The organism is Xanthobacter sp. DMC47, assembly GCF_056313845.1.
The window spans coordinates 141267-166674 of sequence record NZ_JBQUZM010000004.1; the positions used below are offsets into that span (position 1 = coordinate 141267).

The following is a 25408-nucleotide window of genomic DNA, read 5'->3' on the forward strand; positions in this document are numbered from 1 at the left end:
GTCAGGCAAGCACGGCGGCGGGCCGGGCGCGCACGGCGAGTGTTCCGACGATCACGAAGGCCAGAAGCACGATCCCTTGCGCGATGGCGAACGGCGACTCCGATTGGGTTGGCGCAAGGGCGGCGAGGGCGGGCACCTTGGCAAACGCCTGGGCGACGGCGACGAAGACGAGGAAATAGAGGCTCGCCACCGCGGTGCCCGAATAGATCCCGCGCCAGATGCCCGCGCGGCCGGCGCCGTAGAGCGCGTAGGCCGCGACGAACACCACCACGATGGCGATGGCCCCCACCACATGGGATGGCTTCACGCCGGCGAAGGGAAACAGGAAGCCCGTCGCGCTCGTCAGGAATGCGAGGGCGAGGAAGGCTGCGGTGAGCCCTGCCCCCGCGCGCTCGCCCCGCATCAAGGCGCGTGTAACCGGGATGCCGAGAACGATGGCGATCAGGCTGATCCAGGTGTGCAGGCCGGTGAGTGTGGTCGGGTCGAACATGTCTGCCCCCTCGCTGTGCTGGATCATGATGCCGCAAGGTCAAGCTTTCCGCACGCACCGTCTTTGCGGCTCGGCATGCGTCGGCAGCCAGTTTGGAGATGCGCAAAAACATCGGGCTTGGGCTGGACAGCGCCTTCGCAACGCAGCACGTTATGCCGCAAGGGCAAATATCGGCCGCAATTGGCGAAGAAGCTCCGGCGCGTTGGATTGCGGTAGTACCTTGCGGCAATACTTGGTCCGCTGTACTTGGTCGCAACTGCGAAATGGCGTGAGGATGCACGCCGCTTGGCGCCGAATGCGCCGGCAACCGCCGCGAAATCCAAAAATCGCGGTGAATACAAGGAGTTCGGCAGGGACCATCGGGTCAGGGGATGGTTCGTCCGTGAGTGTCTTCAACGCCGGCCCCCGCCAGTTCTGGCAAGAGGGGCTCCGTTGGGAGGTGAATTCGATGGCTCGCCCTGGACTTGCGGCGCGTAGCCGGGATGAATTCGAGGCCACCCGCCCCGAATACCCGATGCGCTATCGTACAGAGACCGCGCAGAACCAGCGCCCGACCGTTCCGGCCCGCATCGGTGCCGGTAGCCGCCCCCGCCGCAGTTCCAAACGCCGCGACGGGCTCATGCTGTGGCGGGTGCTCGGCGTATCCGCGGCGGCGCTCATCCTCGGGATGGGTGGTTTGCTGGCTTACAATCTTGTTTCCCCACGCTCCGACACGTCCCAGACTGCGGCGATCCCAATCCAGCCGACGCCAGCTGCCCCCTTTGCCACCCCCGTTTCCCCCCCTGCCGCCGCGGCCGCGACATCGGTGACGAAGCCCGCGACGCCCGCTCAACCGAAGCGCATCGCCGACGCAGGGCACGGCCAGTCCGCCATGAAAGTCGCCTCCCTTCTCGGTGGAGGTGGAGAAGCGGCCGCCCCCATTCCGACCGAGGCGGGGCCGACGGCCGCCGACTTTTCCCGGCCAGCCTTCCTTGAACCCCTGGGCGAGACGGATGAGGACACCCTCCCGGCAAGCGCTGCGGAGACAGTGGCCGAAGGCACCCCGCCCGAGGCCGCCGCGCCGCTGCCGGCGCCCCGGCCTGTGAAAATGGCATCCGCCGACGCCGCAGCATCCGACGATGACGCCGCCACATCCGCACGCATCCGTTCGGCGGTCACGCTGCGCTCCGGCCCACGCCGCTCGGCCTCGGCCATTGGTACGCTCGAAGGCGGCACGAAGGTGAAGCTCTATTCGTGCAAGAGCTGGTGCGAGGTCTCGGCCGGCGACAAGCGTGGCTGGGTCTATAAATCGTCCGTGGACCGCTGAGACCCCGCATTTCCCCCCTCGGTTTCCTGCCGCGCGACAGCCTTGGCCTTGTCGGTCGGTACTTCTTCCGGTGACACCCGACCGCTGAGGGGCACCTGCCCTTCAGCCGGTAAGACACCGCCCGGCAAAGTGTCGCCGGCCTCGTTCGCCTGCGACAAGGCTGCGCGAAGCGGCAATGGCACAAGGACGGCGATGCCCCGCCCCATCCAGTCGGGCTGGCCAGTGTCGAGCATGTCCGTGTTGATCGGAGCGGGGCTTGGGGCATCCCTGCCGGCAATTTCCTCTGCCAGCACTTCGGCCGCCTGGCCCACGGCCGCGGCAAGCGTATCGCCATCCGCCCGAAGCCCGGGAAAATCCGGGAAACTCAGGCGAAATCCGCCTTCTTCCTCTCGGACGATGCCGATCACGTGGTTCATGGTGCGTCCTCCTGGAAGAGGAAAGCGCAAGGGAGCCTTCCGCGTTCCGCCGCGCAGCCGGCGGAGGACGGGATGGGCGACCCGTCACCTCTTCTTGGTGCGGCGATCGGTGGTGGCGTCGAGCAGGATGCCGCGGGAAACGGCGCCGCGGCCGAACTTGGCGCGCAACGCGTCCATGGCGGTCTCGGTGGCTTTGAGGCGCTGGCTGGTGGTGTCCACCAGGTCGGCGGGGTCGGCATCTTCGATGGGGCCGAGGTCGGACACGCCGACGCCGATCAGCCGGAAGAGCGTTCCGTCCGTCTCCTTGACCAGCAGTTCGTGGGCGGCCGCGTTGATGCGGGCGGCAAGGCAGGTCGGCGCCTCCAAGGTCCGCGAGCGGGTGCGCAGGCGGAAATCGGCGGTCTTGAGTTTCAGCGTCACGGAGCGCCCGGCGATGCCGGCACGCTTGAGGCGGTCGCTGACTTCCTCGGAGAGGGCATAGAGTGTCTGCTCCAGAGGCCTGAGGGCGCCGATGTCGCGGTCGAAGGTGGTTTCGGCGGACACGCTCTTGGCCTCCCGCTCCGGCTCCACCTTGCGCGTGTCGAGGCCCAAGGCGAGGCGCGAGAGCCGCAAGCCCTCGGCGCCGTAGCGGCGGGCGAGGTCGGTGGGGTCGGCGCGCTGGAGATCGCCGATGGTGGAGAAGCCGTCCCGCGCCAGCTTGCCGCCGAAGGCCGCCCCCACCCCCCAGATGAAGGTGACGGGTCGCGGCGCCAGAAATTCGGCCGCCTCGCTCTGCCCGATCACCGAGAAGCCGCGCGGCTTGTCGAGGTCCGAGGCGATCTTGGCGAGAAACTTGTTGGCCGCGAGCCCCACCGAGACGGTGATGCCCACCTCGCGCTCCACGTCGCGGGCAAAGCGCGCCAGCGTGCGCGCTGGGCTCGCCTGATGCAGGGCCTGCGTGCCCGAGAGATCGAGGAAGGCCTCGTCGATGGAAAGCGGCTCCACCAGGGGGGTCAGCGCCTTCATGCGGGCGCGGACCTCCCGGCCGACCTTCACGTATTTCTCCATGTTGGGCTTCAGCACTACCGCATCCGGGCAGAGGGCCAGCGCCTTGAACATGGGCATGGCCGATCGCACGCCGTGGATGCGGGCGATATAGCAAGCAGTGGAGACCACCCCGCGCTTGCCGCCGCCGATGATCAGCGGAACGTGGGCGAGGTCCGGATTGTCCCGTTTTTCCACCGCCGCATAGAAGGCGTCGCAATCCACATGGGCGACGCTGAGGCTGTGCAGTTCGCCATGGCGCACCACGCGCGGGCTGCCGCACGCGACGCACCGCAGGCCGCGCGACCCGGCAGCGTCGGGAACGTCGGAAAGGCAGTCGCGGCAGAGGCCGGGCGTGGTCATGGCTTCAGGGGGCGGTGCCGTCGGCTACATGGGACGGCGGACGATCGCGTCCGGATCGATCGGCGGCGAGAGGATCTCGTGGGCCGCCGCCACATGGCGCGGGTCCAGCCCCTTTTCGGCGGCAAAGGCCAGGAGAAGCGGCTCGTCGGCGATGACGAAGGCGAGCACGCCGGCGCCGAAATCGCGCCGCCCGGCGGCCTCGCGCAGGCTGGCGGGGGTGAGGCCGGTTTCGGCAAGGAATCGCACGAGGCGCTCGCCATCGGCGGCGATGAAGGAGAGGGCGGACACCGCCACCTCCTGCGCCGCCTCACGCTGGGCCTTGAGGCCCCTTGGTTTGTCCTGAATGGGCATTTGCGCTTCCGCAAGGATTGGGGTCTAGCTGTCGGCGGCATTCCAGCACGTTCGCCGCGTGCTGCGAAGGGTGGCAGGATGCGGCGAAGTCGGGCTGGGCTCGGGGGACGCGATGACCAAGACGGTGATGATCGTGGAGGACAACGAGCTGAACATGAAGCTCTTCCACGATCTCCTGGAGGCGCACGGCTATCGCACGGTGGAAACGCGCTCCGGCGTCGAGGCGGTGGAGCTGGCCCGTGCCAACCGGCCGGACCTCATCATCATGGACATCCAGCTGCCAGAGATTTCCGGCCTCGATGTCACCCGCAAGCTGAAGGCCGATCCGGAATTGCGCGCCATCCCCGTGGTGGCCGTCACCGCCTTCGCCATGAAAGGCGACGAGGAACGCATCCGCGCCGGCGGATGCGAAGCCTATCTCTCCAAGCCCATTTCGGTGGCGCGCTTCCTCGAGACGGTGCGCCAGTATACCGGCGGCTGAGGTGGGGACGGCCGAATCACCGGCTTTTCCTTTCGCCCCGTTGTGCTAGTCTTCGTGGCTTCCAGATGCGAGGCGGAAGGTGCGCGGACGGCCATGCCGGTCCAGACGCCCTTTCGCTGCCAGACAACCCTACGGAGTGCTCAGGTCCGCCGCATCTCCTGGGTCCGTGGGGTTTGGCCGGTGGGTGAGCGTCGCGGGAGGCCTCCCCGCCCGCTCCCCGCCGGCCAGCCTACCCGCTGCGTCTCTCCCCCTACGGCTCCTCTTGCGTCGCCCGCGCTTCGTCACCACGTTTCGTGCTGAAGGAGTTGCATTGCCATGAGCTACACCGGCGACACGTCCCGCGAGCCTGCCGATACCGACATCGCCTATCGGCCGCACGCGTTTGATCCGGTGACGCAGCCCGAGCTGTTCGAGGGCGTCCTGTCCCGCCGCATCATCGCCTTCCTGGTGGATGCGCTGATGGTGATCGGGCCGGTGTTGCTGTTCGGCGTCTTCGTGTTCGTATTCGGCATCGTAACCCTGGGCCTCGGCTGGCTGCTGTTCTGGCTGATCGGGCCTGTCTTCATCCTGTGGGCCGTCGCCTATTACGCCTTCACCCTCGGCTCGCCGTCCTCGGCCACCCTCGGCATGCGACTCATGGAGATCGAGGTGCGCACCTGGTACGGCGCGCCCTGCTACGCGCTGCTGGGCGGCGTGCGCGCGGTGTGCTTCTGGGTCTCGATCTCGGTGCTGACGCCGTTCGTCCTCCTCGTGGGCCTGTTCAACGACAGGCGCCGGCTGCTGCACGATTTTCTCTGCGGCACGGTTGTCATCAACAGCGCCGATCGCGCCGAGGCGCTGCGCCGCATCCGCTGAAATTTCACCCTCCTGGCGACTGCGCCTTTGACGGGCCTGCATGCAGGCGCGATGATCTCGGTTCAGAGGCCAGATCCCCGTGAGTGAGCACCCCCGCGACACACCGCAATTCTATCTGACGGCGCCCTCCCCCTGCCCCTATCTCCCGGGCAGGGAGGAGCGGAAGGTGTTCACCCACCTCGTCGGCGACCGCGCGGCTGCGCTGAACGACGTTCTGACGCAAGGCGGCTTCCGCCGCAGCCAGTCCATTGCCTATCGTCCTGCCTGCGAGGGCTGCAAGGCGTGCGTGTCGGTCCGCATCTGCGTGGCCGACTTCGTGGAGAGCCGCAGCTTCCGGCGGGTGAAGGCTGCGAACGCCGACATCGTGGGGCAGGTGAAGCCGCCCACGCCCACCTCCGAGCAATACAGCCTCTTCCGCACCTACGTGACCTCCCGCCACGGCACCGGCGGCATGGCGGACATGAGCGTGCTCGACTACGCCATGATGGTGGAGGACACCCACGTCCACACCCGCCTCGTCGAATATCGCAAGCGCGGCCCGGACAGCCGCATCCTTGAGCGCGGCACCGGAGACCTGATGGCGGTGGCGCTCACCGACATCCTCTCCGACGGCCTCTCCATGGTCTATTCCTTCTACAATCCGCTGGCGCAGGACCGCTCGCTCGGCACCTACCTGATCCTCGATCATGTAACGCGGGCACGGCAGATGGGCCTGCCTTACGTCTATCTCGGCTATTGGGTGCAGGGGTCGCGAAAGATGGACTACAAGCGGCGCTTCCTGCCGCAGGAGCGCCTCTCGCCGCAAGGCTGGGAGCGCATCGAGGACTAGGCCCGGGCCACGCGCGCGGCATGGGGGTGCCGAATGCATCTGACCAACGCGGTCAATATCTTCATCACCGTCTTCGCGGCGCTTTTCCCGATCGTTAACCCGCTCGGCACGGCGCCCATATTCCTGACATTCGTGCGCCGCTGCTCGCCGCAGGTGCGTGAGCGCATTGCCCGCAGCGTGGCGATCTACGGCTTCCTGCTGCTGTTCGGGTCGCTGGCCATCGGCGCGCAGATCCTGCTGTTCTTCGGCATTTCGCTCCCCGTGCTGCGGATCGCCGGCGGGCTGGTGGTCGCGGTAGTGGGCTGGAACATCCTGCACGAGGACGACAATGCTCCCGGCAAGGCGGAGGGCGTGGAGCTGGACGAGGCGCGGGCACAGGACGAGGCCTTTTATCCCCTCACCTTGCCTCTCACGGTCGGTCCGGGCTCCATCGCCGCGACCGTCGCTCTCGCCGCCGGCCACACGCCCACCTGGAAGACCGACCCGCTGTTCCAGCTCTCCACCGTTCTCGGCGCGCTGGCGGGGCTTATTGCGGTGTCGCTGACGGTCTATTTCTCCTTCCGCGAGGCGCCCACCCTGGAGCGGGTGCTGGGGAAGACCGGCACAAATGTGCTCGTGCGCCTGTTCGCCTTCATCCTGTTCGCCATCGGCGTTCAGATCATCTGGCTGGGCGTGGAAGCGCTTATCACCCAACTGCCGCGCTGAGGACAGGCGCTCGGACAATTCTGCCATCCCCGGGTGGCGGTGCAGCGCCGAGCGGCGAGCTGCTAGAACGGTGCTCCTCCCCTGCCGCTCCGGAGCTGCGCCATGTCCCATCTCAATCCCCCCATCCGCCGCGTCGCCGTGATCGGGGCCGGGACCATCGGGGCCAGCTGGGCCGCTCTGTTCCTGTCACGCGGGCTGGAGGTGGTGGTGAGCGATCCCGCCCCCGGCGCCCGCGAGGCGACGCAGGCGCTGATTTCCGGGGCATGGCCGGTGCTCTCCCAGCTCGGTGGCGAAAGCTGGATCGACCCCACCGCCTGGCGCTTCGAGCCGGACCCGGTGGCGGCGGTTGACGGCGCCGATTTCGTGCAGGAGAACGCGCCCGAGCGCTACGAGGTGAAACAGAAACTGTTTCCCGCCCTCGACGCGGTGCTGCCGCCGGAGGTGGTGATCGCCTCCTCCTCCTCCGGCCTTCTGGCGAGCCGCATCTCCGAAGGCTGCCGCCACCGCGAACGCTGCCTCATCGGCCATCCCTTCAACCCGCCCCACCTCATCCCGCTGGTGGAGGTGGTGGGCGGCGCGCACGCGAGCCGCGCCGCCATCATGCGGGCCATGGCCTTCTACCGCTGGCTCGGCAAGCACCCCATCGAGATCCGCAAGGAAGTGCCCGGCCATGTGGCGAACCGCCTGCAGGCGGCGCTGTGGCGCGAGGCCATCCATCTGGTGGCGGAGGGTGTCGCCTCGGTGGAGGATATCGACGCCGCCGTGTCCGAGGGGCCGGGCCTGCGCTGGGCGCTGATGGGCCAGCACATGACCTTCCATCTGGGCGGCGGCGCGGGCGGGCTCGGCCAGTTCATGCACCATCTGCTGCCGGCGGTTGAGACGTGGTGGGACGACCTCGGCGCCCCGGCCATGACGCCGGAGCTTCAGGCCGCTCTGGTGGCCGGCGTGGAGGCCGAGGCCGCCGGCCGCTCCATGACCGATCTGGCGCAGCGCCGGGACGCGCTGCTCACCCAGATCGTCGCCCTCAAGCACGCCGCCGATGTGCGCGACGAACAGGCCGCGATCAGCGCGCGGCTGGATGAGGCGCTGGAGGAAAGTTTCCCCGACAGCGACCCCATCGCCGTGCGCGGCGACGACTGACGGGAGCCGAAAAAGAAAGGCCGCCGCGAGCCCGAGCCCGCGGCGGCCTTTCCTGTTTCCGTCCTCACCCGCCGCGCACCCGCGCGGCACGGAGAAATCAGGCCAGCGACTTGATCGCGGCCTTGCCGGCGTAGCGGGCCGAGTCGCCCAGTTCCTGCTCGATGCGCAGCAGCTGGTTGTACTTGGCGGTGCGGTCCGAGCGGGCCAGCGAGCCGGTCTTGATCTGCCCGCAATTGGTGGCCACCGCGAGATCGGCGATGGTGGAATCCTCGGTCTCGCCCGAGCGGTGGGACATGACGGCGCGATAGCCGGCCTTGTGGGCCATTTCCACCGCATCCAGCGTCTCGGTCAGGGAGCCGATCTGGTTCACCTTGACGAGGATGGCGTTGCCCACGCCGTCCTTGATGCCGCGCGAGAGGCGCTCGACATTGGTGACGAAGAGGTCGTCGCCCACCAGCTGGCACTTGGAGCCGATGGTGTCGGTGAGGAGCTTCCAGCCGGCCCAGTCGTCCTCGGCCATGCCGTCCTCGATGGTGACGATGGGATAGCCGGCGACGAGCTGCGCCAGATACTTCACCTGGGCCTCGATGTCGCGCACCTTGCCCTCGCCCTCATAGTGATAGGCGCCGTCCTTGAAGAACTCGGTGGAGGCGCAGTCGAGGCCGATGAACACGTCGTCGCCGGGCTTGAAGCCGGCCTTCTCGATGGCGCCCATCACGAAGTCCAGCGCCGCCTCGGCGGAGGCGAGGTTGGGGGCGAAGCCGCCCTCGTCGCCCACGTTGGTGTTGTGGCCGGCGCTCTTCAGGCCGCTCTTCAGCGTGTGGAAGATCTCCGCGCCCCAGCGCAGGCCTTCCGCGAAAGAGGAGGCGCCGGCGGGCAGGATCATGAATTCCTGGAAGTCGATGGGGTTGTCCGCGTGGGCGCCGCCATTGACGATGTTCATCATCGGCACCGGCAGCACGCGGGCGTTCACGCCGCCCACATAGCGGTAGAGCGAGAGGCCGCTCGCCTGCGCAGCGGCCTTGGCCACCGCCAGCGACACGCCGAGGATGGCGTTGGCGCCGAGGCGGGCCTTGTTGGGGGTGCCGTCGAGGCCGAGCAGCACGGCGTCGATGTGGGCCTGGTCCTCGGCCTCATAGCCGCCCACGGCGTCGAAGATCTCGCCGTTCACAGCGTCCACGGCCTTGGACACGCCCTTGCCGAGATAGCGGCTCTTGTCGCCGTCGCGCAGCTCGACCGCCTCATGGGCGCCGGTGGAGGCGCCGGAGGGGACCGCAGCGCGGCCGAGGGAGCCGTCTTCCAGCACCACGTCCACCTCGACGGTGGGATTGCCGCGGCTGTCGAGAATCTCGCGGCCGATGATATCCACGATGGCGGTCATGAAGGTCCCTTCCCTTGGTGTCCCGCGCCTTGATATCCAGCGGCAGCGAGCGGCGGCGGCCAGATGGCTGCCTTCGGGGCCGTGACGGACCCCCTCACCCTTCAACCTCGCCCGCCCCCGGGAATGGAAGGCGAGGCGCCCTCCAGGCGCCGTGCTTCTAGCGCGAACCTTCGCTTATGCGAAGGGGCTTGATCGCAAAGAGGTGATCGGTCGCAAAACCGCCCGACGGCGGTTGAACATTGCCGGCCCGAAAGCTATGCCGCCGATCCATTCCCAAGGAAGCGTGATGACCGACCGCCCGTTGCAGCTCGGCGCCCAGAGCGCCCTGCCCCCGTCCCCCGAGGAGGCGGTGCTCGACCGCGTGCCCAATCCCCACCCCGATGCCGATTACGTGGCGCGCTTCACCTGCCCCGAATTCACCTCGCTCTGCCCAGTGACGGGCCAGCCGGACTTCGCCCACCTCGTCATCGACTACGTGCCGAACCTCCACCTCGTGGAGTCCAAGTCGCTCAAGCTCTATCTCGCCAGCTTCCGCAACCATGGCGCGTTCCACGAGGATTGCACGGTTGCGGTGGGCAAGCGGCTGGTGACCCTGCTGGAGCCGCGCTTCCTGCGCATCGCCGGCTATTGGTATCCGCGCGGCGGCATTCCCATCGACGTGTTCTGGCAGACCGGAAAGCTGCCCGAGGGCGCATGGCTCCCCGACACGGGGGTTGCGCCCTATCGTGGTCGCGGGTGAAGCTGGGTCTGACGGTCGCACCAGACGGCCGCCGGGGGGATGAACGACGCCGCTGCGGGCCGGGGAGCCACGCAGCGCGTGCCAACCCGAGGGCATCAGCATGCCGAAGCTCATCGTGACCAATGGCGACAGCGCGGCCGAGCGGCTGCGCGAGGCGGGGATCAAGGGCCACATCATCCCCTGGCGGGACATGCTGCATGACGGGCCGGTGCCCGCCGCCACCCTGCTCGACGACGTCTCCGACGTGCGGGCCGATTTCCTCTCCTCCGCCCTCGGTCTCCCGTTCGACGAGGTGAGGGCCGATTTCGCCCATCGCGACGCGCAGATGGAGGTGCATTCGGCCTATGGCGAGGTCGAGTTGTGGTTCGAGCACGATCTCTACGACCAGCTCCAGCTGATCCAGATCCTCGACTACCTCGCTCATGAGCCCGAGCGCATGGGGGTCAGCCTCGTTCAGGCGTCCCACTACCTCGCTGTGATGGAGCCGGAGGACCTGCGCGCCCTTGAGGCCCGGCGCGCGCCCGTCACCCATCTCCAGATGGAGACCGCCCGCGAGGCCTGGGCGGCGTTCACCGCGCCGACGCCACGGCCGCTCTCCACGTTCCTCGAGCGCCCGCATGAGGCGCTGCCGCACCTCGCGCCCGCCCTCACCCGCCTCGTTTGCGAGCTGCCGGCACCGGGCAGCGGCCTGTCGCTGACGGAAGAGCGGATGCTAAGCCATCTGGTGAGCGGACCGATGAAAGTGGCGCACCTCTATGCTGCCGTCCATTCCATGGATCAGGCGCAGTTCCTGGCCGACCTTCCGTTTTTCCTGCGCCTCGACGGGCTCGCCTTCGCCCACGAGCCGCTCGTGACCGGCCTGCCTTTCCGCTCCAGCGACGCGCCGAGCCTGAGCTTCACGCCAGGAGAGGATGGGGCGGCGGAACGCACCTACCGGGCCTATGCCGCGGCCGAGGTGGCCCTGACCCCCGCCGGCGCCGCGGCGCTCAAGGGGGCCTTCGACCATGCCGCCAACAACGCCGTGGAGCGCCACCTCGGCGGCACGCGCATCTGCGCTGGCGCCATGTGGCGCTACGACCGGGCGGCGGGGCGGCTGGTGCTGCCGAACTGAAGGGCGCGGCGCGGCTCAGGCCGCGGCGTCTTCCTCGGCGACCTGCTCGCTGTGGGCCTTGAAGGCCGCGAAGGCGACCACCGTCAGCGGCGTCGCCAGCACCACGCCCAGCGCGCCGAAGATGCTGCCGAACGCCACCACCGCGAACAGCGTCACCGCCGGCGGCAGCGACACCATGCGCTGCTGGAGGAGCGGCGTAATGATGTTGCTCTCCGCCTGCTGAACGCCCACGAAGACGAGCAGCGTCCACAGGCCGGTGTCCGCGCCCATGGTCAGCGCGATCAGCACCGCCGGGGCGGCGGCCATCACCGGCCCGATCATCGGCACGAATTCGGCAAGGCCGGCGAACAAGGCGAGCGCCAGCGAGGAGGGCACGCCCACGACCGTGAGGCCGATGAAGGTGAGTACGCCCACCACCACCATGGCGATGAGCTGCGCCTTCAGAAAGTGCCGCAGATCCTCCGACACCAGGGCAAGCTGTCGTGCCGCCGCCGGCCGCTCGGACGGTCGCCACAGGGACAGGAACATGCGGCGATACATTTCCGGGGAGACGGCGAAATAGATGCCGCCGACCACCACGAGGAAAGTGCCCAGCACCACCTGGAACAGGTTGGACGTGAACCCCTGCACGAAGGAGAGAACGGTTTCGCCGGATGGCGCCGCCGCTTCCGCGCGCTTCAGAAGGTCGTCGCTCATCCCCTCGAGGTGAAAGCGCTGCTCGAAGGCGGTCCAGGCCGTGGGCAGCTCGTTCACCAGCTGCGTCACCTGGGTCTGGATGGTGGAGCCGAACAGATAGAGCGCGAGCCCGAGCCCGCCGAAGACGAGGATCCCGACGGGGATCACCGCAAACCGCTCCGGGAAGCGCGTCCACTTGGCGAAGGGCTCGGCGAGCGCGTGGAGCGCGAGCGAGACGAGGCAGGCGGCGAACACCTGAAGGATGACGTCGTAAATCTTCCAGGAGAGCCAGGCCAGCGCGATGACGATGCACGCGATGGCAACACGGCGTGCCACATCCCGGTCAGAAATCATGCTGCCCCCGATGCACGCCGACGTTCGACGCGACTACGGCTTCATACCGCGAAACCGTGACGGCCGCACCGTGACGCGGACAGGGGACATCAGAACGGGCGGAACACCGCCCGCACGACGTCCAGTGTTCGGCACGCGGCCTTGTCTTGCGGGTCCGCCATGAGACGCTGCATGGCGTCGAAGGTCTGCGCGGCGAGCAGCCCCCGCCAGTTGGTGCGCGAGGGTGGCGGCAGCGCGTGGTGGCGCAGGCCCGGCTTCAGCGTGCCGTCGATCTCCGCAAGGCTCTCCGGTGAAAGCTGCGGCCACGCCTCTCCGAGCTGGCGCGCGGCGCGGTCCATGGTGCCGCGCCAATCGGCCATCAGCCCATCGAAGGAGATCACGGTGCGCGGCATCCCGCGGGTCGCGATCTCCGAATCGAGCGTGTAGCGCAGCCAGATGCCGAGGCCCTTCCCCAGGTCGAAGCCGTCACGCTTGGTCAGGGAGGCGGCGACCTCCACCGGGTTGCGCAGGGCCAGAACCGGCACGATGCGATAGCCCGCCTCTTTCAGCGCCGGCCCATAGATGGCCATGAGGCGGGAGATGCGCGGGTCTTTCAGGACGATGGCCGGTGCATCGCCATATTCGTCGGCCAGCGCGCGGCGCACCTCGTCCAGCAGACCGGTCCGGCGCGCCACAGCCATGGCGTCCTCCTGCAGCCGCTTGCGGGACGACCATTTGTGACCGCAGGCCTTCAGGATGCGCTCATCGAGGTCCATGAAGACCTCGCTCTCCCAGAACCCCGCCTCATTGGCCTCGGTGGCGGCCATGAGGGTCTTCGGGGCGGAAAAGCCCATCAAATTGATGATGCGGGTCAGCGCCGATGTGCCGCTGCGGTGCATGCCCAGCACCAGGACGGCGCGCTTGTCTGTCGTCACGGGAGGCTCCTCGTAAGACGGGGCCGCCCGCACCCGCCGCTTACGGAGGGTCTGATAGACGCACCGTCACGCGGCTTCAACCGCCACGACGCCCGGAATGGCCTTGATCGCCCCGGCAATCTGGGGCGAGACGGAATATTTGCCGGGCAAGGTTACCTCCACCTCGGCATGGGCATCGTCCACAAGGAGGATCAGGCTCACCTCGCCCGCCCCACTCTCCCCCGGCTTCCCGTCCGACAGGCGCCGCGCGATGCCCTCGATGGGCTCAGGCGAGCGCAGGAAGATGCGCAGGCCCTTCTGGTGCTTGGCGGTGACGGGGTCGAGCTTCTCGCAGGAATTGATGCGCACCCGCACATCCTCGCCGTTCAGCTCGGCGGCGACCATCATGAGAAGCGGCGTGCCGGGCTCCAGCAGGTCGCGGTAGTGGGCAAGGCCTTCGGAGAAGATCACCGCCTCGTAATGGCCGGAGGGGTCGGACAGGCCGACGATCCCCATGCGGGTGCCGGACTTGGTGCGGCGCTCCTGCTTGGAAACCACCGTCGCCGCGAGCCGACCGGCAGCCGCGCCCGAGCGCACCGCGCGGGAGAAGTCGGCAAAGGACTGCACCCGCATCTTCTTCAGCGCCTCGGCATAGTCATCCAGCGGATGGCCGGTGAGGAAGAAGCCGATGGAATCGTACTCCCGCTGCAGCCGCTCGGATGGCAGCCAAGGCGCCGCCTCCGGGATGGGCAGCGACGCCGCCGCGGCCGGACCGGAGCCGAACATGTCGTTCTGGCCGGACTGGGCGTTGGCCTCCACCCGCTGCGCCTCGGCCACGATGGGCTCGATGGCGGCGAAGGCGCGGGCACGGTTCTTCTCCAGCACGTCGAAGCAGCCGGCGGCCATCAGGCTTTCCAGCGTGCGCTTGTTGACGAGCTTCACCGGCAGGCGCGCGGCGAAATCGCCGAACGAGCGGAACGGACGGTCGCCCCGCGCCTTCTCCAGCGCCTCCACCGCCGCCTCGCCCACGCCCTTGATGGCGGCCATGGCGTAGATGATCTTGCCGTCCTTCACGCCGAACTCGCGGGCGGAGAGATTGATGTTCGGCGGCACCACCTCGATGCCGAGGCGCTGCGCCTCCTGCCGGAATTCCGCGAGCTTGTCGGTGTTGCCCTTGTCCAGCGTCATGGAGGCGGCGAGGAATTCGGTGGGGTAGTTCGCCTTCAGCCATGCCGTCTGGTAGGCGACGAGGGCGTAGGCCGCCGCATGGGACTTGTTGAAGCCGTAGTCGGCGAACTTGGCCAGAAGATCGAAGATGGTGTCGGCCTGCGCCTTCTCGATGCCCCGCCCGGCGGCGCCGGAGACGAAGCGCTCGCGCTGCTTCTCCATCTCGGCGCGGATCTTCTTGCCCATGGCGCGGCGCAGCAGGTCGGCTTCGCCCAGCGAATAGCCGGCCATGGCCTGCGCGATCTGCATCACCTGTTCCTGATAGATGATGACGCCGAACGTCTCCTTCAGGTACGGCTCCAGCATGGGGTGGAGATAGTCCGGCTTCGCCCGCCCGTGCTTGCAGTCGCAATAGACCGGGATGTTGGCCATGGGGCCGGGCCGGTAAAGGGCCACGAGGGCCACGATGTCCTCGATGCGGTCGGCCTTCATGTCCACCAGCGCGCGCCGCATGCCCGCGCTTTCCACCTGGAACACGCCCACCGTCTCGCCTTTGCCGAGCATGTGGTAGGTCTTGGCATCGTCCAGCGGGATTTTCGAGATATCGAGGTCGATGCCCCGCTGGCGCACCAGCTTCACCGCCTTCTCGATGGTGGTGAGGGTCTTGAGGCCGAGGAAGTCGAACTTCACCAGGCCGGCCTGCTCCACCCACTTCATATTGTATTGGGTGACCGGCATGTCGGACTTGGGATCGCGATAGAGCGGCACCAGCTCATGGAGCTGGCGGTCGCCGATCACGATGCCGGCGGCATGGGTGGAGGCGTGGCGATTCAGCCCCTCCAGCTTCACCGCGATGTCGAAAGCGCGCTTGACCACCTCTTCCTGGTCGCGCGCCGCCTGGAGGCGCGGCTCGTCCTCGATGGCCTGCTTCAGGGTGACGGGATTGGCCGGGTTCTGCGGGACGAGCTTGCACAGCTTGTCCACCTGCCCATAGGGCATCTCCAGCACGCGCCCCACGTCGCGCAGCACGCCGCGCGCCTGGAGGGTACCGAAGGTGATGATCTGCGCCACCTGCGCGCGGCCGTAGCGCTCCTGCACGTAGCGGATCACCTCGTCGCGGCGCTCCTGGCAGAAGTCCACGTCGAAGTCGGGCATGGACACGCGGTCCGGGTTCAGGAAGCGCTCGAACAGCAGGCCGAACCGGAGCGGGTCGAGGTCAGTGATCTGAAGCGAATAGGCCACCAGCGAGCCGGCGCCCGAGCCGCGCCCCGGCCCCACCGGGATATCGTGCGCCTTGGCCCACTTGATGAAGTCCGACACGATGAGGAAGTAGCCGGGGAACTTCATCTTGGTGATGACCGAGACCTCATAGGCGAGGCGCTCGTGATAAGCGGCCTCGTCCAGTCCCGGTGCCGGGCCGTGCTTGGCGAGACGGGCCGCGAGCCCCTCCTCTGCCTGCCGCTTCAGCTCGGCCGCCTCCGCCTCCAGCGGGTCGGAGCCCTCGGCCTTCTCGTCCGCCGTGGTGAAGCGCGGCAGGATGGGCTTCACCGTTCGCACGCGATAGGCGCAGCGCTTGGCGATCTCCACCGTGTTGGCGGTCGCCTCGGGGAGGTCCGCGAACAAGTCCAGCATCTCGGCGCGGGTCTTGAAGCGGTGCTCCGCCGTCAGCCGCCGCCGATCGCCTTCCGAGAGCAGCCGGCCCTCGGCGATGGCAAGGAGGCCGTCATGGGCCTCATAGTCCGACTTCGCCGCGAAGAAGGGCTCGTTGGCGGCAACCAGCGGAATGCCTTTGGCATAGGCGAGATCGAGCAGCGCCGGCTCGGCCAGCCGTTCAGGATCGGTGTCGTGGCGCTGCACCTCCACATAAAGCCGGTCGCCGAAGAGGGATGCCAGCAGGTCCAGCCGGTCCGACGCCATCTCCGGATGCCCGCCGACGATGGCGCGGTCGAGCGGTCCGGACGGACCGCCCGTGAGACAGATGAGGCCGGCATTCGCCTCAGCCAGCCACTCGGGCAAGATGCGCGGCTCGTCCTCGCTCGCAGTTTCGAGGAAGGAGCGCGAGACGAGGCGCATGAGGTTGCGCCAGCCGGCGTCATTCTGGGCCAGCAGCACCACGCGCGGCTTCTTCGGCCGCAGACCGCCGCGCGGCCCGGCCGGCTCCGGCAGGTCGAGCGCCAGCGACACGCCGGGGATGGGCTGAATGCCCGAGCCCGACATCTTTTCTGAAAACTCCAGCGCGCCGAAGAGATTGCCGGTGTCGGTCAGGGCGATGGCCGGCTGGTAGTCCGCCTTCGCCAGATCCGCCAGCTTGCCGACGGAGAGGGCCCCCTCCAGCAGCGAATAGGAGGAATGGACATGCAGGTGGATGAAGCCGGGATCGGTGGACATGAAGCTCGGGGCGCCGTTCGCAGAGCGTGGATTCGTTCTCCCATAAGGTAGCCCCGATTGCCGCGCAGAGAAGAGTGTGCAGCATCCATGCCCGCTATCCTCCGCCAGTCGTGGTCGTATGCTGTCGGGCGCAGCAGGATGGAGCCGGCATGACGCGGTCGCTTCTCGCCAATTGGGTGTTCTGGGCCGTCCTCTCGGCCGCCTTTGCCGCACTCACGGCCATCTTCGCCAAGGTCGGCGTGGCGGGGGTCGATTCGGACTTCGCGACGCTGATCCGCACCGTCGTCATCCTCGCGCTGGTGGCCGCCATCGCCTTCGCGCGCGGGGCGTGGCAGCCGGTGGCCGAGGTGCCGGGGCGCACATGGCTTTTTCTGCTGCTGTCGGGACTCGCCACCGGCGCGTCGTGGCTGTGCTACTTCCGCGCGCTGAAGATGGGCGATGCGGCTCGGGTGGCGCCGGTGGACAAGCTCAGCGTGGTGCTGGTCGCCGTATTCGGCGTGATCTTCCTGGGGGAGAAGCTCTCGGCGGTGGCGGCGCTGGGCGTCGCGCTCATCGCGGCCGGGGCGGTGCTGGTGGCGCTCGGCTGAGGGCAGCCCTCAGAAGTGGCTGTAGCTGCCGCTGCCGAGATCGAGCGGATGGCCACCGGCATCGGTCACGTCGAGCCCGGAGCCCGCCCGCGTCTCGCCGATGAGCGCCACGGGCACTCCGGCCTGCGCCGCCTCAAGGGTGAAGATCGGCACGGCCGAATGGGGCACGCAGGCGAGGATTTCATAATCGTCCCCACCCGAAAATGCGACGGCAAGCAGGCCCGGATCGGCCTTCACCGCCACGGCAGCCGCGGCCGAGAGGGGCACGCGCCGCGCCTCCACCTTCCCGCCGCAGCCGGAGGCAGCGAGCATCTTGGCGAGGTCGCCCGCGAGACCGTCCGACACGTCCATGGCTGAAGCCGCATGCCGCCGCAGCACCTGGGCGAGCGCGAGGCGCGGCTGCGGGTTCAGATAGCGATCCAGCAGATGCGCCCGCTGCTCGCCGGAGAGCCCGGCAAAGGCCGGCGCCTCGCCGTCCTGCCGCAGCCTCAGACCGATGGCGGCATCACCGATGGTGCCGGAGACGAAAATGGCCATGCCCGGCTGCGCCCCCGTCCGCGGCACGAACTCGCCCTTGGGCACCGCCCCCAGCGCCGTGATGGTGATGGTGACGGGGCCGGGCGTGGACACAGTGTCGCCGCCGAGGATGGGGCAGGAGAAGGCCTCCGTATCGGCCCCGAGGCCGGCGGCGAAGGCCTCCATCCACGCATCGGGCGTGCCCTTGGGCAAAGCGATGGCCATCAGGGCGCCGACCGGCGCGGCGCCCTTGGCAGCGAGGTCGGAGAGGTTCACGCGCAGCGCCTTGCGGGCAATGGCGGCAGGCGGGTCGTCGGGGAAGAAATGCACCCCGGCCACCACCGCGTCCTTGGTCAGAACGAGATCGCAACCCGGTGGTGGTGAGAGGAGCGCGGCATCGTCCAGAAGGCCGAGCGCGCCCTGCGACCCGGCGATGGGGCGGAAGTAGCGGGCGATGAAGCGATCTTCGCCCGAGCCGCCGCCCTCCACCTCAGGCGCCCCGGAATTCGTCGGGCCGCAGCTCGTGCGCCAGTGCATCGAGCACGGCATTGACCATGCCGGTCTCGTCGCGGTCGAGGAAGGCGCCGGCGACGTTCACATATTCGGTGATGACCACGCGCGCGGGCGGGTCCTTCGCCATCAGCTCGAAGGCACCGGCGCGCAGCACGGCGCGCAGCACCGCCTCGACGCGCTTCAGCGGCCAGCCCTTGGTGAGGGTCCCGTCCACCAGCGGATCGATCTGCCGCTGGGCGTTCAGCACGCCTTCCACCACCGAGCGGAACAGCCTGCGGTCGGCTTCGGGGAATTCGATGCCTTCCACTTCCTGCCCGAGCCAGTGGCTCTCGAACTCGGCGAGCACATCGTTAAGGGGCGTCGCGGCAAGGTCCATCTGGTAGAGCGCCTGCACCGCGCCAAGGCGGGCCGCGCTCTTCTTCATGGGCTTCTGGGGCGCTTCCCTGGACTGATCGCTCATGACAATCACGCTTCCAGCCGGCGTTTCAGCCGCAGCAGGCTGAGCGCGGCCTCGGCGGCCCCGCCGCCCTTGTTGCCCTCGGAAACGCGGGCGCGCTCCCAGGCCTGCGCCTCGGTGTCCACGGTGAGGATGCCGTTGCCCACCGGCAGGGCATGAGCGAGGCCCAGCTCCATCAGGCCGCGCGCGGATTCGCCGGCCACGATCTCGAAATGATAGGTCTCGCCGCGGATAACCACGCCGAGGCCGACCACCGCATCCACCGGCTCGCCGCCCTCTTCGGACGCGGCGATGGCGATTTCGGCGGCAACCGGAATCTCCAGCGCGCCGGGAACGGTGATGACCTCCACCGCGACGCCGGCGGCCTCCAGCACGGCGCGGGCGCCGGCGAGGAGTTCGTCGGCCAGCGCCTCGTAATAGCGGCCTTCGACGATGACGACGCGCGCGCCTTCGAGCGCGGGGTCGGCTTCGACGGCGGTTTCCCTGCGCGTCGTGACCATGGGCATTCTCCGAAATCTGAACGGCGCACCGCGCCGGAATTGGGCGAAGGCCTAGCTGGCCCGCGGGAACTCCGCAAGCCGGGCGGCATAACGGGCCATCAGGTCGGCCTCGAAATTTACCGTGTCCCCCGCCTTTACCCCGCCCCAGGTGGTGACCGCCAGCGTGTGAGGAATGAGCAGGCAGGAGAAGGTGTTGCCGTTCACCTCATTGACCGTCAGGGAGGTGCCGTCGAGCGCCACGGAGCCCTTGGCCGCGACGAAGCGCGCCAACCTCTCCGGCACTTCGAACACGAAGCGCGTGGTGGTGCCAAGATCTTCCCGCGACACCACCTTCGCCGTGCAGTCCACATGGCCGGACACCATGTGCCCGCCCAGTTCGTCACCCATCTTGAGCGAACGTTCGAGATTGATGCGCCGGCCCTCGTCCCAGCCTGCGACCGTGGTGATGGCCAGCGTCTCCGGGGCGGCATCCACCGTGAAGAGTGTGGCGCGGGGCCCGCCCGCAGCCACAGAGGTGACGGTAAGGCACACGCCCGCATGGGCGATGGACGCACCGATGTCGATGCCTGTGGCATCGAAGTCGGTGGCGACGGTGAGGGTCTTCACCTCGCCCTTCGTCTCCACCTTCACGAGGTCGCCCATGTCGGTCACGATGCCGGTGAACATCTCAGCGTCTCCACAAGCGGACGAGGTGGTCGGCGCCCAGCTCGGCGCGCTCCACCTCGGCAAATCCCACCGGCTGGGTCAGCCGGATAAGTGGGCGGCCAGCCAGGGCGGGGAAAGCATCCGACCCCAGAATGACGGGGCTGCGGAACACCGCCACCTCGTCCACCACGCCGGCTTCCAGGAACCGGGCGGCGGTGGTCGGTCCCCCTTCAACCATCACGCGGGTGAGGCCGAGCAGGCCCAGCAACTTGACCATGGCCGGAATATGGATGCGTCCATCCGCCCCGCGGGGGGCGCGCAGCACTTCGACGCCGCGCTCGTTGAGAGCGGCCGCGCGGTGCGCCGGGGCATCCTCGGCGGCGATCACCCACAGGGGCACATCGCAGGCGGTGCGAACCAGGGCGGAGGTGAGCGGGATGTCCAGCTCGGCATCCAGCACGAGGCGCACCGGCGAGCGGCCCTCATAGCCCTCCAGCCGGCAGGTCAGCATGGGATCGTCGGCGAGGACCGTGCCGAGACCAACGAGGATGGCATCCGTATGGGCGCGCATGAGATGCGACCGCGCCCGTGCCTCGACCCCAGTGACGATGGCCGGCCTCGGCCCGGCATGGGCGGCCTTGCCATCGGCGGAAACCGCCAGCTTCACCATCACATGGGGCCGGCCCTCGGTGACGCGGCGGATGTGGCCGGCGTGATCGAACAGCGCCTGCTCGGCCCCGACGCCGACGGTGACCCAGATGCCGGCGGCGCGCAGGCGCGCGACGCCCCTGCCCTTCACCCGGTGGTCTGGGTCTTCGATGGCCGCGACCACGCGGACGACGCCGGCATTGATGACGGCATCGGCGCAGGGCGGCGTGCGGCCATGGTGGGAGCAGGGCTCCAGGGTGACATAGAGGGTCGAGCCACGCGCCAGCTCACCGGCGGCGGCGAGCGCCTGCGGCTCGGCATGGGGGCGGCCGGTGGGCGCGGTGGCGGCGCTGGAGACGACGCGCGGCACGCCGCCCACATGCTGCACAACCACGGCGCCGACAGAGGGATTGGGCCAGGTGCGGCCGAGGCCGGTCTGACCGACCTTCAGCGCCTCCGCCATGAACAGCTCGTCCTCGCGCGGCGACAGGACGGGCGCGGATGGCACCGGACGCCCGCTCATTCCCCGCCCCGTGGCGCCGGGCGGGGACGAGGCTTGTCGGCTGCGGGCTCTCCATCGGCCGGGCGCGGCTCGCCCTCGCTGGAAAGTTCCGCCAGGGCGTTCTCGAAGTCCTTCGCCTCGCGGAAATTGCGATAGACCGAGGCGAAGCGCACGTAAGCCACGTCGTCTATCTGCTTCAGCCCCTCCATGACCATCTCGCCAATGGTCTCGGAGGTGATGTCGCCCTCGCCGACGCTTTCGAGCTGGCGCACGATGCCGTTGATCATGCGCTCCACGCGCTCATGCTCCACCGGGCGCTTGCGCAGGGCGACGCTGACGGACTTTTCCAGCTTCTCCCGCTCGAACGGCACGCGCCGTCCGGAGCGCTTGAGCACCATCAGCTCGCGCAGTTGCACCCGCTCGAACGTGGTGAAGCGGCCGCCGCAATCTGGACAGATGCGGCGGCGCCGGATGGCGGTGTTGTCTTCCGTCGGCCGGGAATCGCGCACCTGCGTCTCAAGGCCGCCGCAATAGGGGCACCGCATCCTTCACGCCTTCCCCGTCTTCGATCCTCAGGGATAGATGGGGAAGCGGGCGAGCAGGGTCGAGACCTTCTCGCGCACGGCGGCCTCGACGAGGCTGTCCTCGTCCGAGCCCTTCTGGGAGAGCACGTCGAGCACCTCGGCGATGAGGTTGCCCACCTGCTGGAACTCCGCCACCCCGAAGCCGCGGGTGGTGCCCGCCGGGGTGCCGAGGCGCACGCCGGAGGTCACGAACGGCTTCTCGGGATCGAACGGGATGCCGTTCTTGTTGCAGGTGATGTGGGCGCGGCCGAGGGCGGCCTCGGACACCTTGCCGGTGAGGCGCTTGGGGCGCAGGTCCACCAGCATGAGGTGGGTGTCGGTGCCGCCGGAGACGATGGCGAAGCCGTGGCCCTTCAGGGTTTCGGCAAGCGCCTTCGCATTTTCCACGACGTTCTTCGCGTAAAGCTTGAACTCCGGGCGCAGCGCCTCGCCGAACGCCACCGCCTTGGCGGCGATGACATGCATGAGCGGACCACCCTGGATGCCGGGGAAAATGGCCGAATTGACCTTCTTGGCGATGTCCTCGTCATTGGTGAGGATCATGCCGCCGCGGGGGCCGCGCAGGGTCTTGTGGGTGGTGGTCGTCACCACATGGGCGTGCGGGAACGGGCTCGGATGGGCGCCACCGGCGACCAGGCCCGCAAAATGCGCCATGTCCACCATCAGCAGAGCGCCGACGCTGTCGGCGATGGCGCGCATCTTGGCGAAGTCGATGATGCGCGGATAGGCGGAGCCGCCGGCCACGATGAGCTTCGGCTTGTGCTGGTCGGCGAGCTGGGCCACCGCCTCGTAGTCGATGCGCTGGTCGTCCTCGCGCACGGTGTAGGGCACCGGCTTGAACCACTTGCCGGACATGTTCACCGGCGAGCCGTGGGTGAGGTGTCCGCCCGCGGCGAGGTTCAGGCCGAGGAAGGTGTCGCCCGGCTGGAGCAGCGCGAAGAACACGCCCTGGTTCGCCTGGCTGCCGGAATTGGGCTGCACGTTCGCGAAATTGCAGCCGAACAGCTTCTTGGCGCGATCGATGGCCAGGTTCTCGGCCACGTCCACGAACTGGCAGCCGCCGTAGTAGCGCTTGCCCGGATAGCCCTCGGCATACTTGTTGGTGAGCACGGAGCCCTGGGCTTCGAGCACGGCGCGCGAGACGATGTTCTCGGAGGCGATCAGCTCGATCTCGTCCCGCTGGCGACCCAGCTCCGCTTGCACCGCGCCGGCGATCTCGGGATCGGTCTCGGCGAGAGAGGCGGTGAAGAAGCGGTTCATTTCCTCCGTGACGGAGGAGCGGTTCGCGTCCTGCGAGGCCATGGCAGGTCTCCGGTGATGGCGTGGAGGCTCCGGGCAAGGGCGGCTGGCGCCCGGCCGGAGCGGACCCTGCGCTTATCACAGGGCGAAGGTGAAGTCCAAAGCCGGCTGGTGCGGCGTGTCGGCCGGGGCAGGCCTTTGCGGTCAGGCAGGCTGCTTGAAGATGCGCAGCCGCAAGGCCTGCGGCACACGATCAGGCCGCGCAAAGACGCAGCGGAAATGGCAAGTCGGGCCGGAGGGGCTTCCCTCAGCCTTCCCACACCGGCAGATCGCCCCGCGCCCAGCCGGCCTTGGTCTCCGCCACATAATCCGCATACCGCCCGGCGGCGATGGCGGCGCGGGCACCGGCCATGAGCTGCTGGTAATAGTGGATATTGGCCCACGAGATCAGCATGGCCCCCAGCATTTCCTCGCAGCGCACGAGGTGGTGGAGATAGGCACGCGAATAGTCGCGCAGCGCCGGGCAGTCGCTCTCCTCATCCAGCGGACGGGGATCTTCCGCGTGGCGGGCGTTCTTCAGGTTGATGCGGCCGAAGCGGGTGAAGGCCAAAGCGTGCCGGCCCGAGCGTGTGGGCATCACGCAGTCGAACATATCGATGCCGCGCGCGACGCTCTCCAGCAGGTCGTCCGGCGTGCCGACGCCCATGAGGTAGCGCGGCTTGTTGGTGGGCAGATGCGGCGCCACCGTCTCGATCATGGCGAGCATGACCTCCTGCGGCTCACCCACCGCAAGGCCACCGATGGAATAGCCGGGGAAATCCATGTCCGCCAGCGCGCGGGCCGACTCGATCCGCAGCGCCGGCACCGCACCGCCCTGCACGATGCCGAAGATGGCGCGGCCCTTGGGCTGCGTCTCGAACGCGCGCTTCGAGCGCTCCGCCCAGCGTAGCGAGAGCCGCATGGCGCGCTCGGCTTCCTCGTCGGTGCAGGGCAGGCGCACGCACTCGTCGAGCTGCATCTGGATGTCCGCGCCGAGCAGACCCTGAATCTCGACCGAGCGCTCCGGGCTCATCTCGTGATAGGCGCCGTCCACATGGGAGCGGAAGGTAACGCCCTGCTCGCTCATCTTGCGCAGGCTCGACAGGCTCATCACCTGGAAACCGCCGGAATCGGTGAGGATCGGCCCATCCCAGCGCATGAACTTGTGCAGGCCGCCGAGCTTCGCCACCCGCTCGGCGCCGGGGCGCAACATGAGGTGGTAGGTGTTGCCGAGCACGATATCCGCGCCCGCCGCCTTCACCTGGTCGAAATAGAGCCCCTTCACCGTCGCGACCGTGCCCACCGGCATGAAGGCCGGCGTGCGGATGCGCCCGCGCGGGGTCGAGACGAAGCCGGTGCGGGCGGCGCCGTCGGTGGCGGAGAGGGTGAAGGAGAAGGTGTCGGCAGGCGTGTCGGGCGTCATGCGCCGCCTTGTGGCAGAAGCAGGCAAGCATCGCCATAGGAATAGAAGCGGTAATTTTCCGCGATCGCATGGGCATAAGCGCGCTTCTGCGCCTCATGTCCGATGAAGGCCGCCACCAGCATCACCAGCGTCGAGCGCGGCAGGTGGAAGTTGGTGAGCATGGCATCCACCGCGCGAAAACGGTAGCCGGGGGTGATGAAGATGTCCGTCTCCCCCACGAAGGGGCGGATAAGCCCGTCCTCTCCCGCCGCGCTCTCGATGAGGCGGGTCGAGGTGGAGCCGATGGTGAAGATGCGCCCGCCCTTCGCCTTCACCGCATTGAGGGCGTCGGCCGTCTCGCGCGTCACCTCCCCCCACTCGGCGTGCATGGTGTGGCCGGCAGTGTCTTCCGCCTTCACCGGCAGGAAGGTGCCGGGGCCGACATGCAGTGTGACCTTGTGCAGCGTCGCGCCGGCGGCCGCCATGCGGGCGAGGAGGTCGGGCGTGAAATGCAGGCTCGCGGTCGGCGCCGCCACCGAGCCGGCGACCCGGGCGAACAGGGTCTGGTAGTCGTCCTTGTCCCGCGCATCCTCGTGGCGGCGGGCGGCGATATAGGGCGGGATGGGCATGTGGCCCACGGCCGCCACCGCATCATCCAGCACGTCTCCGGCGAAATCGAAGGCGAGGACGATGGAGCCGTCCTCCTCCTTGCCCGCCACGGTCGCATCGAGCGTGCCGAGGAGGCAGGCGCCGCCCTCGCCGCCGAAACGGATGCGGTCGCCGACCCGCAGGCGCTTGCCGGGCTTGGCAAAGGCGCGCCAGCGGTCGGGCGCGAGGCGTTTGATGAGCGTCGCCTCCACGGCCACGTCCGAGCCGCCATCGCGGGAGCGAACGCCTTCCAGCGCGGCGGGGATGACGCGGGTGTCGTTCACCACCACCGCATCGCCGGGCCGCAGGAAGTCCGGCAGGTCGCGCACGCTGCGGTCGTCCAGCTCTGGCGCTGCGCCGGGGCGGACGACGAGCATGCGCGCCGTGTCGCGCGGCTCGGCGGGGCGCAGGGCGATGCGGTCCTCGGGGAGGTGGAAGTCGAAGGCGTCAACGCGCATGGG

26 protein-coding genes are annotated in these 25408 nt (G+C 68.6%); 9 read left to right on the top strand and 17 right to left on the bottom strand.

From position 1 onward, the window contains the following. Position 1: 1 nt before the first annotated feature. Complete coding sequence (locus ACT54R_RS12440) at positions 2-490, bottom strand: hypothetical protein (protein WP_476326728.1); 489 nt, start codon at positions 488-490, stop codon at positions 2-4. A 382-nt stretch (positions 491-872) separates the two neighbouring features. Here ACT54R_RS12440 and ACT54R_RS12445 point away from each other — a divergent pair, with 382 nt between their 5' ends. After that, a complete protein-coding gene (locus tag ACT54R_RS12445; RefSeq protein WP_476326730.1) occupies positions 873-1796 on the top strand; it encodes an SH3 domain-containing protein in 924 nt (307 codons plus the stop codon). Here ACT54R_RS12445 and ACT54R_RS12450 read toward each other — a convergent pair. From ACT54R_RS12450 to ACT54R_RS12460, 3 genes are all read right to left on the bottom strand, one after another. After that, entirely contained in the window at positions 1772-2212 is a 441-nt protein-coding gene (locus tag ACT54R_RS12450) for a type II toxin-antitoxin system HicB family antitoxin (protein ID WP_476326732.1), read from the bottom strand. The genes ACT54R_RS12445 and ACT54R_RS12450 overlap by 25 nt on opposite strands. An 84-nt stretch (positions 2213-2296) precedes the next feature. Further along, positions 2297-3598, bottom strand: coding sequence for a DNA polymerase IV (locus ACT54R_RS12455; protein ID WP_476326734.1), 1302 nt, complete (start codon positions 3596-3598; stop codon positions 2297-2299). Positions 3599-3622: 24 nt separating this feature from the next. After that, positions 3623-3949: a DUF3572 domain-containing protein gene (locus tag ACT54R_RS12460; RefSeq protein WP_476326736.1), complete on the bottom strand. Its 327-nt coding sequence runs from the start codon at positions 3947-3949 to the stop codon at positions 3623-3625. 112 nt (positions 3950-4061) lie between these two features. On the opposite strand from ACT54R_RS12460, the gene ACT54R_RS12465 reads away from it, so the two are divergent. From ACT54R_RS12465 to ACT54R_RS12485, 5 genes are all read left to right on the top strand, one after another. Then, on the top strand, positions 4062-4430 hold the full coding sequence (locus ACT54R_RS12465; RefSeq protein ID WP_024279231.1) for a response regulator: 369 nt from the start codon (positions 4062-4064) through the stop codon (positions 4428-4430). A 315-nt stretch (positions 4431-4745) separates the two neighbouring features. Then, positions 4746-5285 (top strand): RDD family protein, encoded by a 540-nt coding sequence (locus tag ACT54R_RS12470; RefSeq protein WP_476326738.1) that lies wholly within the window; start codon positions 4746-4748, stop codon positions 5283-5285. Positions 5286-5364: 79 nt separating this feature from the next. Then, the gene (locus ACT54R_RS12475) at positions 5365-6114 is read left to right on the top strand and encodes an arginyltransferase (RefSeq protein WP_168456926.1); all 750 of its coding nucleotides are present in this window, start codon (positions 5365-5367) and stop codon (positions 6112-6114) included. Positions 6115-6147: 33 nt separating this feature from the next. Beyond that, positions 6148-6819, top strand: a complete 672-nt coding sequence (locus ACT54R_RS12480) for a MarC family protein (RefSeq protein ID WP_476326740.1) — start codon at positions 6148-6150, stop codon at positions 6817-6819. Positions 6820-6921: 102 nt separating this feature from the next. Further along, the gene (locus ACT54R_RS12485; protein WP_476326742.1) at positions 6922-7959 is read left to right on the top strand and encodes a 3-hydroxyacyl-CoA dehydrogenase NAD-binding domain-containing protein; all 1038 of its coding nucleotides are present in this window, start codon (positions 6922-6924) and stop codon (positions 7957-7959) included. Positions 7960-8056: 97 nt separating this feature from the next. On the opposite strand, the gene eno is transcribed toward ACT54R_RS12485, so the two are convergent. Further along, entirely contained in the window at positions 8057-9340 is a 1284-nt protein-coding gene (eno, locus tag ACT54R_RS12490) for a phosphopyruvate hydratase (protein ID WP_029558344.1), read from the bottom strand. 286 nt (positions 9341-9626) lie between these two features. On the opposite strand from eno, the gene queF reads away from it, so the two are divergent. Both queF and ACT54R_RS12500 read left to right on the top strand, forming a co-directional pair. Further along, entirely contained in the window at positions 9627-10079 is a 453-nt protein-coding gene (gene queF / locus ACT54R_RS12495) for a preQ(1) synthase (protein WP_476326744.1), read from the top strand. Between the two features lie 100 nt (positions 10080-10179). Then, positions 10180-11190 (top strand): DUF1835 domain-containing protein, encoded by a 1011-nt coding sequence (locus tag ACT54R_RS12500; protein WP_476326746.1) that lies wholly within the window; start codon positions 10180-10182, stop codon positions 11188-11190. A 15-nt stretch (positions 11191-11205) separates the two neighbouring features. Here ACT54R_RS12500 and ACT54R_RS12505 read toward each other — a convergent pair whose 3' ends face one another. The 3 genes from ACT54R_RS12505 to dnaE form a co-directional block, all read right to left on the bottom strand. Further along, positions 11206-12219: an AI-2E family transporter gene (locus ACT54R_RS12505; RefSeq protein ID WP_168456922.1), complete on the bottom strand. Its 1014-nt coding sequence runs from the start codon at positions 12217-12219 to the stop codon at positions 11206-11208. 89 nt (positions 12220-12308) lie between these two features. Further along, positions 12309-13133, bottom strand: a complete 825-nt coding sequence (locus ACT54R_RS12510) for a sulfotransferase family protein (RefSeq protein WP_476326748.1) — start codon at positions 13131-13133, stop codon at positions 12309-12311. Between the two features lie 66 nt (positions 13134-13199). After that, the gene (gene dnaE, locus ACT54R_RS12515) at positions 13200-16667 is read right to left on the bottom strand and encodes a DNA polymerase III subunit alpha (protein ID WP_476326750.1); all 3468 of its coding nucleotides are present in this window, start codon (positions 16665-16667) and stop codon (positions 13200-13202) included. A 149-nt stretch (positions 16668-16816) separates the two neighbouring features. On the opposite strand from dnaE, the gene ACT54R_RS12520 reads away from it, so the two are divergent. After that, complete coding sequence (locus ACT54R_RS12520) at positions 16817-17254, top strand: EamA family transporter (RefSeq protein ID WP_476326752.1); 438 nt, start codon at positions 16817-16819, stop codon at positions 17252-17254. Positions 17255-17263: 9 nt separating this feature from the next. On the opposite strand, the gene thiL is transcribed toward ACT54R_RS12520, so the two are convergent. The 9 genes from thiL to queA all read right to left on the bottom strand — a co-directional run bounded on the left by thiL (position 17264) and on the right by queA (position 25405). After that, positions 17264-18307, bottom strand: a complete 1044-nt coding sequence (gene thiL, locus ACT54R_RS12525) for a thiamine-phosphate kinase (RefSeq protein ID WP_476326754.1) — start codon at positions 18305-18307, stop codon at positions 17264-17266. Then, positions 18261-18743: a transcription antitermination factor NusB gene (gene nusB / locus ACT54R_RS12530; protein WP_168456918.1), complete on the bottom strand. Its 483-nt coding sequence runs from the start codon at positions 18741-18743 to the stop codon at positions 18261-18263. The genes thiL and nusB overlap by 47 nt, the downstream gene beginning before the upstream one ends. 5 nt (positions 18744-18748) lie before the next feature. Beyond that, positions 18749-19240 (bottom strand): 6,7-dimethyl-8-ribityllumazine synthase, encoded by a 492-nt coding sequence (gene ribH, locus ACT54R_RS12535; RefSeq protein WP_168456917.1) that lies wholly within the window; start codon positions 19238-19240, stop codon positions 18749-18751. A gap of 51 nt (positions 19241-19291) precedes the next feature. Then, a complete protein-coding gene (locus tag ACT54R_RS12540) occupies positions 19292-19906 on the bottom strand; it encodes a riboflavin synthase (protein ID WP_476326757.1) in 615 nt (204 codons plus the stop codon). A 1-nt stretch (position 19907) separates the two neighbouring features. Continuing rightward, complete coding sequence (gene ribD, locus ACT54R_RS12545; protein WP_476326759.1) at positions 19908-21056, bottom strand: bifunctional diaminohydroxyphosphoribosylaminopyrimidine deaminase/5-amino-6-(5-phosphoribosylamino)uracil reductase RibD; 1149 nt, start codon at positions 21054-21056, stop codon at positions 19908-19910. Beyond that, positions 21053-21580, bottom strand: coding sequence for a transcriptional regulator NrdR (gene nrdR, locus ACT54R_RS12550; protein ID WP_476326761.1), 528 nt, complete (start codon positions 21578-21580; stop codon positions 21053-21055). Before nrdR ends, ribD begins: the two co-directional genes overlap by 4 nt. A gap of 27 nt (positions 21581-21607) precedes the next feature. Further along, positions 21608-22921, bottom strand: a complete 1314-nt coding sequence (gene glyA, locus ACT54R_RS12555; RefSeq protein ID WP_476326762.1) for a serine hydroxymethyltransferase — start codon at positions 22919-22921, stop codon at positions 21608-21610. A gap of 244 nt (positions 22922-23165) precedes the next feature. Next, positions 23166-24320 (bottom strand): tRNA guanosine(34) transglycosylase Tgt, encoded by a 1155-nt coding sequence (gene tgt, locus ACT54R_RS12560; protein WP_476326763.1) that lies wholly within the window; start codon positions 24318-24320, stop codon positions 23166-23168. Then, complete coding sequence (queA, locus tag ACT54R_RS12565; RefSeq protein WP_476326764.1) at positions 24317-25405, bottom strand: tRNA preQ1(34) S-adenosylmethionine ribosyltransferase-isomerase QueA; 1089 nt, start codon at positions 25403-25405, stop codon at positions 24317-24319. Before queA ends, tgt begins: the two co-directional genes overlap by 4 nt. Between the last annotated feature and the right edge of the window lie 3 nt (positions 25406-25408).

What these genes read in the sequence shown, in the direction of transcription:
- ACT54R_RS12440 (WP_476326728.1), bottom strand. Translation starts at nt 490, where the DNA reads ATGTTCGACCCGACCACACTCACCGGCCTGCACACCTGGATCAGCCTG.
- ACT54R_RS12450 (WP_476326732.1), bottom strand. Translation starts at nt 2,212, where the DNA reads ATGAACCACGTGATCGGCATCGTCCGAGAGGAAGAAGGCGGATTTCGC.
- ACT54R_RS12455 (WP_476326734.1), bottom strand. Translation starts at nt 3,598, where the DNA reads ATGACCACGCCCGGCCTCTGCCGCGACTGCCTTTCCGACGTTCCCGAC.
- ACT54R_RS12460 (WP_476326736.1), bottom strand. Translation starts at nt 3,949, where the DNA reads ATGCCCATTCAGGACAAACCAAGGGGCCTCAAGGCCCAGCGTGAGGCG.
- ACT54R_RS12465 (WP_024279231.1), top strand. Translation starts at nt 4,062, where the DNA reads ATGACCAAGACGGTGATGATCGTGGAGGACAACGAGCTGAACATGAAG.
- ACT54R_RS12470 (WP_476326738.1), top strand. Translation starts at nt 4,746, where the DNA reads ATGAGCTACACCGGCGACACGTCCCGCGAGCCTGCCGATACCGACATC.
- ACT54R_RS12480 (WP_476326740.1), top strand. Translation starts at nt 6,148, where the DNA reads ATGCATCTGACCAACGCGGTCAATATCTTCATCACCGTCTTCGCGGCG.
- ACT54R_RS12485 (WP_476326742.1), top strand. Translation starts at nt 6,922, where the DNA reads ATGTCCCATCTCAATCCCCCCATCCGCCGCGTCGCCGTGATCGGGGCC.
- eno (WP_029558344.1), bottom strand. Translation starts at nt 9,340, where the DNA reads ATGACCGCCATCGTGGATATCATCGGCCGCGAGATTCTCGACAGCCGC.
- queF (WP_476326744.1), top strand. Translation starts at nt 9,627, where the DNA reads ATGACCGACCGCCCGTTGCAGCTCGGCGCCCAGAGCGCCCTGCCCCCG.
- ACT54R_RS12500 (WP_476326746.1), top strand. Translation starts at nt 10,180, where the DNA reads ATGCCGAAGCTCATCGTGACCAATGGCGACAGCGCGGCCGAGCGGCTG.
- ACT54R_RS12505 (WP_168456922.1), bottom strand. Translation starts at nt 12,219, where the DNA reads ATGATTTCTGACCGGGATGTGGCACGCCGTGTTGCCATCGCGTGCATC.
- dnaE (WP_476326750.1), bottom strand. Translation starts at nt 16,667, where the DNA reads ATGTCCACCGATCCCGGCTTCATCCACCTGCATGTCCATTCCTCCTAT.
- ACT54R_RS12520 (WP_476326752.1), top strand. Translation starts at nt 16,817, where the DNA reads ATGACGCGGTCGCTTCTCGCCAATTGGGTGTTCTGGGCCGTCCTCTCG.
- thiL (WP_476326754.1), bottom strand. Translation starts at nt 18,307, where the DNA reads ATGCACTGGCGCACGAGCTGCGGCCCGACGAATTCCGGGGCGCCTGAG.
- nusB (WP_168456918.1), bottom strand. Translation starts at nt 18,743, where the DNA reads ATGAGCGATCAGTCCAGGGAAGCGCCCCAGAAGCCCATGAAGAAGAGC.
- ribH (WP_168456917.1), bottom strand. Translation starts at nt 19,240, where the DNA reads ATGGTCACGACGCGCAGGGAAACCGCCGTCGAAGCCGACCCCGCGCTC.
- ACT54R_RS12540 (WP_476326757.1), bottom strand. Translation starts at nt 19,906, where the DNA reads ATGTTCACCGGCATCGTGACCGACATGGGCGACCTCGTGAAGGTGGAG.
- ribD (WP_476326759.1), bottom strand. Translation starts at nt 21,056, where the DNA reads ATGAGCGGGCGTCCGGTGCCATCCGCGCCCGTCCTGTCGCCGCGCGAG.
- nrdR (WP_476326761.1), bottom strand. Translation starts at nt 21,580, where the DNA reads ATGCGGTGCCCCTATTGCGGCGGCCTTGAGACGCAGGTGCGCGATTCC.
- glyA (WP_476326762.1), bottom strand. Translation starts at nt 22,921, where the DNA reads ATGGCCTCGCAGGACGCGAACCGCTCCTCCGTCACGGAGGAAATGAAC.
- tgt (WP_476326763.1), bottom strand. Translation starts at nt 24,320, where the DNA reads ATGACGCCCGACACGCCTGCCGACACCTTCTCCTTCACCCTCTCCGCC.
- queA (WP_476326764.1), bottom strand. Translation starts at nt 25,405, where the DNA reads ATGCGCGTTGACGCCTTCGACTTCCACCTCCCCGAGGACCGCATCGCC.